This is a genomic window from Polynucleobacter hallstattensis, from assembly GCF_018881835.1.
GTDB classification, from domain to species: Bacteria; Pseudomonadota; Gammaproteobacteria; order Burkholderiales; family Burkholderiaceae; genus Polynucleobacter; species Polynucleobacter hallstattensis.
This window is the reverse complement of the sequence record NZ_JACVPO010000001.1, coordinates 24536-38403: the sequence shown is the minus strand read 5'-3', so window position 1 is coordinate 38403 and position 13868 is coordinate 24536. Positions and strand designations below refer to the sequence as shown.

Annotated in this window: 15 protein-coding genes; 6 read left to right on the top strand and 9 right to left on the bottom strand. The window is 43.0% G+C overall.

Annotated features, from left to right (window positions below; all coding sequences use genetic code 11):
- The first annotated feature begins 30 nt into the window (after positions 1-30).
- Positions 31-1329, top strand: a complete 1299-nt coding sequence (phoR, locus tag ICN26_RS00225; protein WP_216266068.1) for a phosphate regulon sensor histidine kinase PhoR — start codon at positions 31-33, stop codon at positions 1327-1329.
- A gap of 15 nt (positions 1330-1344) precedes the next feature.
- Here phoR and ICN26_RS00220 read toward each other — a convergent pair whose 3' ends face one another.
- The 3 genes from ICN26_RS00220 to ICN26_RS00210 all read right to left on the bottom strand — a co-directional run bounded on the left by ICN26_RS00220 (position 1345) and on the right by ICN26_RS00210 (position 3800).
- A complete protein-coding gene (locus ICN26_RS00220; protein WP_215377647.1) occupies positions 1345-1569 on the bottom strand; it encodes a hypothetical protein in 225 nt (74 codons plus the stop codon).
- Positions 1570-1755: 186 nt separating this feature from the next.
- Complete coding sequence (locus ICN26_RS00215) at positions 1756-2766, bottom strand: CorA family divalent cation transporter (protein ID WP_255534321.1); 1011 nt, start codon at positions 2764-2766, stop codon at positions 1756-1758.
- A 203-nt stretch (positions 2767-2969) separates the two neighbouring features.
- Entirely contained in the window at positions 2970-3800 is an 831-nt protein-coding gene (locus ICN26_RS00210) for a hypothetical protein (protein WP_216266067.1), read from the bottom strand.
- A 157-nt stretch (positions 3801-3957) separates the two neighbouring features.
- Between ICN26_RS00210 and ICN26_RS00205 the strand changes: the two genes are divergently transcribed.
- The 3 genes from ICN26_RS00205 (at position 3958) to ICN26_RS00195 (ending at position 7157) form a co-directional block, all read left to right on the top strand.
- Positions 3958-4140, top strand: coding sequence for a hypothetical protein (locus ICN26_RS00205; protein WP_216266066.1), 183 nt, complete (start codon positions 3958-3960; stop codon positions 4138-4140).
- Positions 4141-4230: 90 nt separating this feature from the next.
- The gene (locus ICN26_RS00200; protein WP_216266065.1) at positions 4231-5982 is read left to right on the top strand and encodes an alkaline phosphatase; all 1752 of its coding nucleotides are present in this window, start codon (positions 4231-4233) and stop codon (positions 5980-5982) included.
- Between the two features lie 158 nt (positions 5983-6140).
- The gene (locus ICN26_RS00195; RefSeq protein WP_216266064.1) at positions 6141-7157 is read left to right on the top strand and encodes an alpha/beta fold hydrolase; all 1017 of its coding nucleotides are present in this window, start codon (positions 6141-6143) and stop codon (positions 7155-7157) included.
- A 7-nt stretch (positions 7158-7164) separates the two neighbouring features.
- Here ICN26_RS00195 and ICN26_RS00190 read toward each other — a convergent pair whose 3' ends face one another.
- Positions 7165-8133 carry a hypothetical protein gene (locus ICN26_RS00190; protein WP_216266063.1) on the bottom strand — a complete coding sequence of 323 codons (969 nt, stop codon included), beginning with the start codon at positions 8131-8133 and terminating at the stop codon, positions 7165-7167.
- Positions 8134-8553, bottom strand: coding sequence for a hypothetical protein (locus tag ICN26_RS00185; RefSeq protein ID WP_216266062.1), 420 nt, complete (start codon positions 8551-8553; stop codon positions 8134-8136).
- A 147-nt stretch (positions 8554-8700) separates the two neighbouring features.
- Here ICN26_RS00185 and ICN26_RS11045 point away from each other — a divergent pair, with 147 nt between their 5' ends.
- On the top strand, positions 8701-8913 hold the full coding sequence (locus ICN26_RS11045; RefSeq protein WP_304610410.1) for a GDCCVxC domain-containing (seleno)protein: 213 nt from the start codon (positions 8701-8703) through the stop codon (positions 8911-8913).
- A 125-nt stretch (positions 8914-9038) separates the two neighbouring features.
- A complete protein-coding gene (ppx, locus tag ICN26_RS00180; RefSeq protein ID WP_216266061.1) occupies positions 9039-10550 on the top strand; it encodes an exopolyphosphatase in 1512 nt (503 codons plus the stop codon).
- 3 nt (positions 10551-10553) lie between these two features.
- On the opposite strand, the gene ICN26_RS00175 is transcribed toward ppx, so the two are convergent.
- The 4 genes from ICN26_RS00175 to ICN26_RS00160 are packed head-to-tail and all read right to left on the bottom strand — an operon-like array spanning position 10554 to position 13780.
- Positions 10554-11489 carry a GNAT family N-acetyltransferase gene (locus ICN26_RS00175; protein ID WP_255534319.1) on the bottom strand — a complete coding sequence of 312 codons (936 nt, stop codon included), beginning with the start codon at positions 11487-11489 and terminating at the stop codon, positions 10554-10556.
- 45 nt (positions 11490-11534) lie between these two features.
- Entirely contained in the window at positions 11535-11936 is a 402-nt protein-coding gene (locus ICN26_RS00170; RefSeq protein WP_216266060.1) for a diacylglycerol kinase, read from the bottom strand.
- 9 nt (positions 11937-11945) lie between these two features.
- Entirely contained in the window at positions 11946-12974 is a 1029-nt protein-coding gene (locus tag ICN26_RS00165; protein ID WP_216266059.1) for a glycosyltransferase family 4 protein, read from the bottom strand.
- Entirely contained in the window at positions 12971-13780 is an 810-nt protein-coding gene (locus tag ICN26_RS00160) for a UDP-2,3-diacylglucosamine diphosphatase (RefSeq protein ID WP_216266058.1), read from the bottom strand. Before ICN26_RS00160 ends, ICN26_RS00165 begins: the two co-directional genes overlap by 4 nt.
- Positions 13781-13868 lie beyond the last annotated feature (88 nt).

Below are 13868 nucleotides of genomic sequence, written 5' to 3'. Positions count from 1 at the left end.
CTGATGGAGCAGATGCTCTAAGATTGTCGAATGTTATCTGTTATTTCTCGCTTTATTGTGCTGATTTGCCTGGCTTTTCTTGCGGCATACATAGCATCCTCCAATTTAGGCTCCTTTTCGGGTGTTGCGGCGGCAATATCTGTGCTTGCAATACCTCTGATTTATTCCTACATCAATTTAGCTCGTTTAAGAAAATTTACTTTATCCGACTCCGTTGAATCGATGCCTTTGCCAAGCGGCTATTGGGAGGAAATCTTTTTTCGCCTGCAGCGTTTAGTCCGCAATCTCAAGCAGCAAATAATCTCTATCGAAAAACAGCACCATCGTTTCATTGAGGCTTTTCAGGCCTCTCCTAATGGCATTGTGATGCTGGATAGCGAAGATCATATTGAGTGGTGTAATGCCATTGCTGAGCGTTTCTTTGGCTTAAGTTTCAAGCGTGATGCGCTTCAGAGGATTAATTTTCTGATACGACGCCCAGAATTTATCCAGTATTTATATAAGAGGGTCTTTGAGGATCCATTATTGATGGAGAGAATGGGACCAAACGCTAATCTGACTTTGATGTTGCAAATTTTCCCATTCGGTGATCAACGACATCTCTTGCTTGTACAGGACGTAACTGATCTGCAGAAGGCTGATGCAATGCGGCGTGATTTCGTGGCTAATGTTTCTCATGAAATGAGAACGCCAATTACTGTTTTGATGGGTTTTTTAGAGACCATGCAGTCGCTTGACCTAGAGAGATCCCAGCAAAGCCAATATTTTGACATGATGATGTCTCAAGCTCAGCGAATGAAGAGTTTGGTGGAAGACTTATTGACTCTAGCCAATCTAGAGGCAAACACCTTGCCCGCCCCAATACAAGAAATTAGCATTACTACTCTGATGGCACTTGTAAAGAATGATGCAGAGGCGCTTTCTCAAGGTCATCATATCCTTAGCTTTGAGATCGCAAATCCAAATAATTTAATGGGTGAGGAGCGGGAGATTCTTTCTGCCTTTGGTAATCTAGTCTCTAATGCTATTCGATACACACCAGATACTGCTTCAATTAAGGTTCGATGGAGTGTCAATGAGCGTGGTGAAGGCGAGTTTTCAGTTATTGATACAGGGCCAGGTATTGCATCTGAGCATCTCTCTAGGCTAACTGAGCGCTTTTATCGCGTGGATAGAAGTCGATCTAGAGATACTGGGGGCACTGGCTTGGGATTGGCGATTGTGAAGCACATTGCAAACCGCCATCAAGCCCAACTCATTATTAGTAGCGCCCCCGGACAAGGCAGCACCTTTACTCTTCGATTTCCTAAGGAGCGTATTTCAGATTAAAGGTAGAGATATTACTTAGTCCTTCTTATCTTTCTTATCCTTCTTATCTTTCTTATCCTTTTTCTTCTTTGACTCTTTCGGTAGCTTGTCTAACTTACCGTTGGCATACAGGCACCACACCTTGATTTCCTCAAGTAGCTCATTTAAGTCTTCATAAGATAGATTTTTAAAGTCTTGTAGGCCAATAGCACCAGACTCTTGTAGCTGTTTTACAGCATCTTCATATTTATATTCGCTCATGGGTATCCGGGTAAAAAGTAATAAGAACGGACAAATGCTATCAAAGTAATATGACAAAACTGCTTTTTTTGCATCTGGAAGGGCTTTTATTCTGGATCGGGGGAGATTTCGGCATGCAATAACCCCCCGTCGAATACCGTGGCACTAGCCCTCAGCCCCCTATTTAGGTAATTTAGTAGGTCGGTATTAAATGATTTTTCTGACCCTAAGGGCGGTATATACAGTGGCACCAGCAATTGCCATGAGAACCATGACAAAATAAAAAGATTCTTTGAGGCCTGGCAGGTCCTCCATATTCATACCCATAATGCCGGTTAGCAGTGTCATCGGTAAGAAAATTACTGTCATCACAGACAAAACTTGCAGATTTCTTGCATTAAATTCTGCTACGTGAGCAGCTTGCTCATCCTGCAGTACTTTAGCGCGATCATATAAATTGGAAATCTCTTGCACCAAGAACGAGAGTAAGTCTAAGTCGTCATTTAGGCGGAACTTATCGTCATCAGAAAACCAGTAAGGAAGGCGTTTTTGTAGGCGATGTAAGGCAATCAGTTCGGGAGAAAATTGACGCCTCAGACGGCTGCATTGGATTCGAATCCTGCCCAAAAACTCATGCTCAGGAAGCTCTTTTCCTTTGAGTAGAAGCTCCTCTAAGTCATCCATTGTTTCAGATAAATTGATCAGGAGAGTACGCAAGTATTCTGCGCGTAAATCAATCAACTCATGAAAGAGTTCGATTGCGGAGCGGGGATTAAGTAAGCCGGAGCGTAAATCAGATCGTAAGCGATCAGTCGTTCTTAGCGGGATATTTCGCAAGGAGATCATGAGTCGTGGGGTAAGAATGGCCCAAAGCGTACCTAAGTCACCATTACCAAGATCATCCCCAAACTCTTGCTCAAAATCATTCATCACCATCAATAGGCAATCATCTAGCTTTTCAATTCTCTCTAAGCGACTACGAGTTACGCCTTCATCGATCATCTCCACAACCCGATCCGGGATGAGGGGAGTGTTTTTAAGCCAGCGCTGTACTTGAGAGTTGGATAGATTGAGATGCAACCAAACTGATAAATCTGAATTGTTTAAGGCATCTGCAATATCAAATAAGGGAATTTCATAATTCTTGCCATCCGCTGTCATTGCCCAAGCAAAAACAACGCCATTAATGGGGAAGGGAAGAGTAGGAATTAAAGTCAAAATGAATTTCCTAAGATAGTAAAAAATATTTCTTCATTGTAAGTGTTTGACATCAGTCTGAAATACTCAGGGGATAGGATAAAAATACTGTTAATTAACTCTGTGGAGGATTGTATGAAGCAGTTTTTTGTTAAAGCACTGATTGTTTGGCGCGAAATTAGAGTAGCCTACCGCAATCGGAATACTCAACATCGTCTGGGTAGTTAAAAGCGCCAAGTGAACCCGATCTCTGAGCGAGAGGCATTGATGCCAGCATTGCTTGCAATGATCCCCATATTTGCAGCGCTTCTCATATAAGAGATGCCAATATCAACGCTATCACTTGCTGAGATGATGGCCGCAACTAAGGCATAGTTGCTCAGATATTGTTCGGTGCTGGGTGGATTAGTCGTTAGGCCCAAATCCAGTGCCAGTCTAACTTTATCTGCCACCTTCCAAACGGGTGCCATAGAGAAGAACCAGATATTAGTTCTATTTTCTGTAACGCCAGTACCAATGCTGTAATTCGTGTTGTATAGAGACTTGCTATACATTGCATTAAAGTGAACTTCTACTACATCCCAATAACGTGAAGCAATCAGATTGACCCCATAGTTTGGTAGTGCGAGGTCCAGTCCAGCAACCTGCTGCTGCGGGGAACCAGGCAGCGTGATGCTGGGTTTAACTGCCAAGCCCCACTGATCATTTTCAGCAAAGCGCCATTTCATGGCGATTACCTTATTAGATAAAGGTGAGAAGCTGCCCCTTGGGGCTGCAAAGTAGGTGCTACCCAAGGATAGCTCTACATTGTCTGTAACCCCTCGGGTATAGGTAAACGGGAAGGCCTTAGCCCCTTGCCCGCCAAAGTATTCTTCCCCGGGAGTAATGATATCTACGGTATTTGCTGATCCGCCACCATGAGAGGCAGTGGTAAAAAAATACTGCTCAATCTGATTTAAACCCTTAGGCACTGTACCGGCATCATCTGTATTCAGTGGTTCAAATGCCTGACACACAAGCGGAATCAGCAGTAAGAGGACGGCAAACGATCGCATTTAACTGGAATGCCAAAAATTAAAACTGTAATTGCGGAACATGACAAATCGATGTCACAAGTAACTCCGATGGGTTGGTTAAATCAGGTGGTAATTGCAATCAATCTGAAATATTTCCCCCTTAAGATAGAAGTACTGTTACTTATTGTGAAATATCATGAATAAACCTAGCGATATCAACTTATCAACCATATTTCGACGGAATCTTGATACGCATGCGCAAGATGGTATGAATATCAAGCAGGAATTTTTCAATGAAAAAAATGAAAAGAGTGAGTACCGTGCTGCTGTATTTCTGGTTGATCAAAAGTACGCCTTAAATCTCGATGAGCTAATTTAAGTATTGACCTGCCGATACTATGTTGCGTCATAGCAATGACAGCAAAAATGGTAATCACTAATAACTGACTCTGTCTTTAAGAAACTACACATGCCCATTATTAAAATTGCCTACCCAATTTTATTTATTACTCTTCTCCTTCAGGCAATTTGGGTTGAGGCTGCAGCTATATACCCAATTAATAAGGCTTCGATTCTTGTTGGCTCATCATTTGATATTAAGATTGAATTTGATCAAGAACACAAATTTGAGGACTTGGATATTCAGCTCAATAATTCACCCATCAAAGCGCAGATCAAGTCACAGCCAGTATTTATTTCAAATGAATCAGGAAAAGGAAGCTCTCTGATTTATCGAGATGTTCAACTTACTAAGCCCGGTCAATACTCTCTCATTGCCAAGAGTGGTCAAGAAAGTGTCCAGGTTTCCTGGGATGTTTATGCAAGTGGCCCCCGAAAGGCTAAGAATGTCATCCTCTTTGTTGGTGATGGAATGACGATTGCGAATCGCACTTCAGCTCGTGTTTTATCTAAAGGTATTGATGAAGGTAAATATCAGGGTAAGCTGTCATTTGATGACATGCCTAATATGGCGCTCATTGGAACATCTGGATCTGATTCCCTCATCACCGATTCTGCAAACTCGATGAGTGCTTATACAACGGGTCACAAGACTGCAGTGAATGCCATGGGGGTGTATGTTTCACGAGCCATGGATAACTTGTCCCACCCTAAAGTAGAAACCATTTCTGAATTAATTAAGCGCAAAACTAAAATGTCGGTTGGTATTGTCTCGGATGCCGAATTGCAAGATGCGACCCCAGGTGCCATGGTGGCTCACACCAGAAGGCGCGCAGACAAGCCATATATTGCTGATCAACTATTTGCTAGTGGGGCGGAGGTCATTTTAGGTGGAGGCTCCGCTTACTTTTACCCGCAGTCTACTAAAGGGTCCAAGCGTAAGGATGATAAAAATCTGGTAGCCCAATTTGGAGCTTCGGGATATTCCATCGCTTTAAACAAACAAGAGTTATTGGCAGCAGGCAATGCTAAGGAAACTAGAAAGCTATTTGGAGTATTTCATCCGGACAATATGGATGGATCTTTAGATCGGTTTTTCTTAAAGAAAAATACAGTAGCGCAATATCCTGATCAGCCTGATTTAACAGAGATGACGCAAGCAGCAATCAATGTTTTATCCAAAAATCCCAACGGCTTTTTCTTGATGGTTGAAGCTGCTTTGATTGATAAGTTTAATCATCCACTAGACTGGGAACGAGCTGCTTTTGATACCATCATGTTGAGTAATGCCGTACAAATTGCAAAAGATTTTGCGAAGAAGAATCCAGATACCTTGATCATCGTTACCCCTGATCATACCCATAGTGGATCAATCAGTGGCGTGGTGAACGATGCTAAGCCAGGACCCTTAAGAGAAAAGGTTGGGGTATATGCAGAGGCTGGTTACCCAAACTACCCTAAAGCCAATGTGGCAGGTTATCCAAGTCAGATTGATGTAAGTAAGCGTTTGGCCTTCTTTTATGGAAACTACCCCGATCACTATGAGACGCTTCATCCAAAACTCGATGGCACATTTAAGCCAGCAGTTAAAGATGAATCTGGCAAGTATGTCGCTAATCCAAAATATATCCAGCTACAAGAAGATGCTATTCATATGACTGGCAATCTACCTTTACACCAAGAGATGGGTGTTCACACGGCGGATGATGCAGTACTCAATGCCATGGGACCCGGATCGGAAAAATTCCGCGGATTTATGGATAACACGGAGGTGTTCAAGGTCATGGTCGAAACTCTTGGGTTAGGTTACACCAAGCGTTAGTAAATAAATTGAACGATGCCATCTGAGATCGTTCAATTTAGATGGATCTCCATTTAACCGTGTTTTTACTTTATTAATTCATTGCTGTCATTCGATGGCTTTGTAGTTCACAATGATTGCTGACAAGAAATCTCTTGTTATGAATGGACTTGGTCTTAATGAAAAGAAAGTTATACGATTTGTTGGTAGATTTAAGGCTGACAGTTTCTAAAGTCCTTGGGTTCACTCAAGAGCTCAAACAGATCGCCCCAGTCACTACGGTAGACGAGTTTAGGTTTGTCCATGATTTATCTCATAAACCCTCAGAGGTGCTTGAACTACCCCCAAAAGAAAAATTCATCCAGCCTAATGCGCTTTTAAAGTCAAAGATAGACTTTATTCTGCCAGAGACTCGGTATTTTGATATTGCGAATGAGGAAGGTAATAGAAAGCTTGCCTACAGCATCTCTGGGAATATGAATGCAGAAAAAGTATTGCTTTGTTTGCCCGGCTTATTGGAGACCAAAGATTCCTTCAGCGTTTTGCATACCCATTTTTTAAGGTTTGAAGATTGCAAAGTAGTCAGCGTTGATTTTCCCGGAAGAGGAGATTCTGAGTCTATTGCTTTGTCTCAAAACTACACTATGTCGCTCTACTTATCGGACATTCAAAGCTTAATTAAGATGCTTATAAGTATTCATACGTCGGGTACTCAATTTACTATTTTGGGAACCAGTATGGGTGGTGTATTAGCCATGTACTTAACGCAATCACTCGGAAAACGAATTTCTGAAATCATTCTGAATGACATTGCCTTAACAGTGAATTGGACCGCTCTCTATTCTTTATATAAATCAATGAAAAATGAAGTTGGTTTTATAGAAGTCAAGCAATTAGCAAAAGATTTGAGGGTGGACGAGAGAGCATTCGCTGATGTTCAATTACCAGGCCACTTTGATTTAAGTTACAAGGCCGATGTATGGGGAATGAACTTTCATGAGGCTATGGAGGGCTACAAAGGGAAGGTGGCGCTTATTTATGGCGCTGACTCAAAGATATGTACAAGCCAGCGAGTGCGCTCAGCTAAGGCTGCAATACCTGGGTTAATTACTTTCGAGGTCGAGAATGCAGGGCATCCAGTTCCATTTACACCCCAAGTTTGTGAGTTCATACAGCTACAAATGAAACTAAGATAAGCCAGCTCTATTTATTTTCTTTGAGAATAATTGGTCTAAAGCTAAAGGGTTGCTCTTGCGCAGGATTCACATTAATTTCAACTGCTTGAACTTGATCAGCTCCCATCACTTGCAGTCTTAAGACATTTTCCAGTACCTTTTTTTGATGTTTTAGATGGAGGGGCTGATCAATGATTAGTCGATGACTATCGCCATGAATCAATAACATCGGTTTATTAAAAATATCCGACCTGGATATGAGACTCTCCAATGTATCCCGGTAGCCACTATCGCTACTCGTCAATTGGCTGGGCTTATAAAACATATCGGCTTGATAGGCAAAGATGATGCCATTCAAATTTCTTTGGGTGGCCAAATTAAATGCTTGATCGATCCATGTTAAGTTGGCTTGATTTCTATCTTGATATTCTTTGATAGCTGACTCTGCGCCCTCATTATTGTTATTAGAGCCAGGTATATGGATATTGACAAACAGAAAATTATTTTTGATCCAGTAAGCATTCTCCACATATTTGGAGTATCTGGGGTCTAGATCCGCCTGCCTTTGGAGGCGTATTGTATTTTTACCTAAGCTTTGATTGGTGCTAAAAAATACTTTCCTAAGCGCTTCCAATCTTTCCAGTGGATCGTAAGCACCAGCTAAAGGTCGGTGGCAGTCAGTCCATTCATTATCCCCAGGGCTGTAGACCAAGGGTGCCTTAAAGCTTAAAAAATACGATTTAATGATTTGATTGTGCTCATCACTGCAAAGCGTTGAGCCTGACTTAGTATCCCCAATAAAAATGCTGAAGCTAGGTTTTAGCCGGTTTATTTCTGTAATTAAGTTTTCAAAGCGTCGCAAATCCTGCGGTAGTGAGTAGGGCATATCACCTAGTGCCACGAACTTAAATGTTTGGCCAATAGCAACTGTTGAAAAGTTTACTAGGGTGAAAGTGAAAAAAAATAGACCGAGGCGTATTGCTTTGAAAGATTTCATTTATTTATATTGCTCAGGTTCATCATTGATTTCTTTAATCTCTAGCTCACCGAAGATATAGGTATTTATCCCCATTTCTTTCCATCCTAGATCTTGAAAGATATGCGTATATTCCCCGGAATACTTTTTTGATTTACCATAGAAAATATCGGTCAGCTCATCTTGTTCGTCTTCATCTACGGTTTCAGAAAAGTAGATGACCTTTTCTCCATCATAAGTCTTACTAATTTCTGCGCCAGGTATATCCCCAATGCAGATGCCCACTTGAGCTTGATATCGACTGATGAACTTCGGTTTTATAGTAGTAGTGATGGACCCAAGCTTCCAAACTGTCCCACATTTAATTTCTTTATTCTGTTTTTTAAAGATATATCTTTGGACTAGAGAGCCCATTTCAAGAGGGATAATTTGATAATGCATCTTATATATCCTGTAGTAAATTTAAGCTTCCATCATGCCCTTAAAGTATGACGATTCGGTGAAGATCAGCTGACTGGATAAACATTTATCAGGGTAGGGCTTGATCCATGAGGTTTGACTGTCTTCATTTTGTAATAGTTCCAGTTCATGATCATTCCTGTGAATTCACTACATACAACTATTACCTGCCCCAACTGCCGTGGCCAAGAAACCCTAGAGATCTCTCAAGGCTATTCTCAGCATTTATATCGCTGCCCAAGTTGCAGCACGATTTTGAGGCTTAGATCGGGGGATTGCTGTATTTTTTGTAGCTTCGGTAGTCAAGATTGCTCTAGTGCAGAGCAAAATTTAGCTGCCTAGGCCACTTCCCAGTAGACTAGGGTCTCGTTTCACGAATGTGTCATCAGAGTTTCATAAAATAGACATATTCAAGTAAACCTGCTTCTATTGGAAATGCTGTGGCCTTGCAACAAAATAAATCCGTAATGAATGCAACTGAACTCGTCGCTGCAGTCGACCTTGGCTCTAATAGCTTTCGTATGTTGGTTGCCCAAGTTGTCAAGACGCCCTCGGGCACCCAGCTTCGCCCGATTGATACGCTACGTGAGTCTGTCCGCCTTGCTGCGGGCTTAACTGACAACAAATTATTGGGCAACGATGCCTATCGGCGAGGGATTGCGGCAATTCAGCGCTTTGGTGAGCGTATTCGAGGGTTTGATCCTGCCAATGTGCGCGCTGTTGCCACCAACACCCTGCGAGTAGCTAAAAATGCACCTCACTTTATTCGAGAGGCTGAGGAGGCCTTGGGTTTCCCTATCGAAGTTATTGCAGGTGTAGAAGAAGCTCGCTTGATCTATATTGGCGCTGCCCATGAAGTGCCAGCAGTACAGGGTAATCGCTTGGTGGTGGATATTGGTGGTGGTTCTACTGAGCTCATTATTGGCAAAGGTTACGAGCCCAAGCTGATGGAAAGCCTGTATATCGGATGTGTTTCTCATAGCCTGAGATTTTTTCCTAAGGGCAATATCGATTCTCACGCCTTTAAAGAGGCGGAGCTTGCCGCAAGAAGAGAAATTCAGGTGATTTCCGAGGCTTATCTAAAGACTGGCTGGAAGCAGGTTATCGGCTCTTCAGGAACCGCGCGCGCCTTAGCTGAACTCATTGCAGAAAATAACTTCAATGGCCAGATAGATAACTCCGATGGTTTGATTACTCGCGATGGCTTAAGAGCCATGAAAAAGCATCTTCTCAAATATGAGCACATCAATCAGGTTGAGCTCCAGGGCCTAAAGGATGATCGACGCTCAGTTTGGCCTGGTGGCCTTGCCATCATGATTGCTGTATTTGATGAGCTCGGTATTGAGTCTATGGAAGTCACAGATGCCGCGTTGAGAATCGGTGTTCTTTACGATTTATTAGGCCGCTCACAGCATGAGGACATGCGCTTTGTTACAGTTGAGCAATTCATGCAGCGCTATGCGGTAGATCGAGAGCAGGCTAAGCGTGTTGGCAATCTTGCTACTGAGTTTTTGGCGCAACTACCCAAGCCGGATGAAGAGAGCCGAGCCGATAACATCGCTTTATTGCAATGGGCTGCTAATCTTCATGAAATCGGCTTATCGATATCGCATAACGGATATCACAAACACTCCGCATACATTGCCGGTAATGCTGATATGCCGGGTTTCTCAAAAAACGATCAAGCTAGATTGGCCGCTTTACTGATTGGCCATACCGGTAAATTAGGGAAGTTAGCGAATAACGCCTCGTTCTCTGATTGGCGTATGTTGTTTTGCATGCGGCTTGCGCAGGTACTTTGCCGCGGGCGCAGTGATGTCAATTTATCCAAGGTGAAAGTCTCGGAGCACAACGGAGACTATTTGGTCAGCCTCTCCAAGGACTGGGCTAGAGAACATCCTTTAACAGAATTTAGCCTTCAAAAAGAAGCGGCCGAATGGGAGCGCATCGGCCGACCTTATAGCATTAGCTTAAAGTAATGCTTACAGCCCTAAGAAGTGCTTGGCATAACGTGGATTGATTTCTGATAGACGCAACATCGTCAATACATCTGCGGTATTGAAATCTGGATCCCAGGCTGGCGCGCTACAAATCTTAGCGCCTAACTTTAAGTAACCTTTGATCAGCGGTGGAGGTTCTACAGCTAGACCACCATTGAGTCGCTCGAGAGGTAAGGGTAGGCGCGGGAAGGCATGGTTTTCAACTGGAGCCATCTGATCATTACTCAGTGAGTTATATAAACTGGCTGCAAAGTGACCACCATCAGCCATAGGGATGCTGGCACAGCCAAGCATGATTTCATAATCATGTTTTTGCATGTATTGCGCTAGGCCGCTCCACAAAGCCATGATGACTGCGCCAGAACGAAAGTCTTCGTGTACACAAGATCTACCGAGCTCAACTAATTTAGGGCGCAAGTGGTCTAGACGACTTAAATCAAACTCTGAATCTGAGTAGAGGCGTCCAATCTCCAAAGCTTTATGCGGAGGGAGCACGCGATAGGTGCCGACCACCTTTAATGACTCCTGATCACGTATCAGTAAATGATCGCAATAGGCATCAAATTCATCAACATCAAGATTTTCTGGATTGCTTGGAAGCTTTGCCCCCATCTCTTCTGCAAATACCTTATAACGCAGGCGCTGCGCTTCTTTAATCTCACTCGCATTGCTAGCCCAGGTAATTTGAAATGCAGGGCGCTTTGGCTTGGCAATCGCTTTATCGGCAACTGGCTCTATAGTCCTCAGCTCAGCTCTGGCTTTAGTGGCAAATTTTTTACCAAATAACTTCTTTGCAATTTTTTTAGAAAAAAGTTTTTTAATCGCCTCAGTTTTACTCTTTTTAAACTTCTTTGGCTTTACTTCAAAGCGAGAATTAAAGAGATCAAACGCAGCAAGAGGATTTGGAATATCAGACATAGTGTTCCTTAAGTATTAATGGTCAATAGTAAAAAATCGGTATTACTAATTGATGACAAGGGGTATGCAAATCGTCGCCCACAATAAGGCGGCAATGAGCAGGGCGAGCATGACTGCAGCCGAGCCAAAGTCTTTTGCTCTTTTCGATAGATCATGATGATCAAATGAAATGCGATCGATAGCAGCCTCAACGCTGGAATTCAGTAGCTCGACAACTAAAACCATGATGAGCGATGCAATGAGGGCGCATTTCTCAAGAGGGCTAATTGGCAAGAAAAGGGCAATGGGGCTCAAAACTATGAGCAGGAAAAACTCTTGTCTAAAAGCACTTTCCTCTTGAAACGCATAGACTATGCCGCACCAAGAATTCTTGGCTGCATGCCATGCGCGCGTAAGGCCACGGTTACCCTTATGCGGGTTTTGTTTAATGTCGTAAGGTGCTGACAAAATGAATTCTTAAGCGAGGGCAGTAATATGAACAGCCGTGGAAGGTACGGGCTTTAAATGCTTCGCGAATTGCTCCGAAGCCGCTCTCCAAGAAAACTTCTCAGCGTGGGCTCTAGCGAGTTCGCGAGGAATCTTCAAAGCTTGCATACAGGCTATTCGAAGATCTTCGTGCATTGCGCCAGCAGCAGAGTCACCTAAAACGTCAATTGGACCAGTCACTGGATAGGCTGCGACTGGCGTGCCACAAGCCATGGCCTCTAAAATTACCAAGCCAAAAGTATCAGTCTTACTTGGGAAGACAAAAACATCAGCTGCAGCATATACCTTGGCTAACTCTTCTTGTTGTAAAACACCAAGGTAGTTGATGTTGGGATATTTTTCTTTAATGCCAGCCATTGCAGGACCATCACCAACAACCCATTTAGAGCCTGGTAGATCTATCTCCAAGAAGGCATTGATATTTTTCTCTACCGCCACTCGACCAACATACAAAAAGATCGGGTGAGCGCTATTGAGGGCTTTAGATTCTTGCATTTTGAAGATGTCTAAATCTACGCCCCGAGACCACAACACGACATTTTTAAGACCAAACTTCTCGAGATCATCTTTAACCACAATAGTTGGCGCCATCACAGCCATCGAAGGGCCATGAAACCAGCGAATAAAAGCATAGGTGATAGTCAAAGGTATTCCGGTGCGGGCTTTGACATACTCGGGAAAGCGGGTGTGATAAGCAGTAGAGAATGGCAAATGATTCTTTACAGCATAAGAGCGAGCTGATAAGCCCAAAGGCCCCTCTGTAGCAATATGCATTGCGTCAGGTGCAAATTCTTTAATGCGACGAGCTACTTCCTTTCCGGGGAATAAGGACAAGGCAATATCTGGATAGGTAGGGCAGGGGATGGATTTAAAACCAGTCGGGGTAATCATTTCAACTTCATGACCCATGCCGATGAGCTCAGCTCTAGTTTGTTTGAGCGTTCTCACAACACCATTCACTTGTGGATCCCATGCATCAGTAATGATCATAATTTTCATACGGTAGCCTCTTTAATGAGTGTTGCAAGCTCGGGTTGGAGAGTAATTTCAGGTACTTCTACTGGATCACCGTGAATATGTGTCCAGTAGATAATTTTGAGTTCACCAGTCGTCGTCTCTACTAGTGCTGATAGGCTTTCGACCCAATCACCATCATTGCAATAGAGCAGTCCATCGATTTCACGAATTTCTGCTTTATGGATATGGCCGCATACGACGCCATCACAATTCCTTAAGCGGGCTTCTCTGGCCATGATGTGCTCAAAATCAGCTATGTAGCTAACGGCATTTTTTACTTGATGCTTAAGATATTGGGAGAGAGACCAGTATTGCAATCCCATCTTGACGCGCAACATATTGAAGTAACGATTGATATATAAAATGAAGGAATACAGCGAGTCACCGACATAGGCAAGCCATTTAGCGTATTGCATTACGCCATCAAACAAATCGCCATGGGTTACCCATAGCTTTCGTCCATCTAAGGTTGTATGTATGACCTCTTCTTGAACCTTGATATCTCCAAAGGACATGCCAAAGTACTGCCGAGCTGCTTCGTCATGGTTGCCAGGAATGTAAATCACTTCAGAACCCTTACGAGCCTTGCGTAATAACTTTTGAACGACATCATTGTGGGTCTGTGGCCAGTAAAACGACTGCTTTAAGCGCCAGCCATCGATAATGTCGCCAACTAGGTAAATCTGATCAGCTTCATTATGTTTTAAGAAATCGAGGAGGTAGTTTGCCTGACACCCTGATGTTCCTAGGTGTACATCTGAAATCCAAATCGCTCTGTGATGCGTCATGAATAGGTATTAAGCCGATTCATTATGAAAACCTCATGACACTTTTACGACAGTTTGATGACTTGATTTATATTACGGCTAGATATGA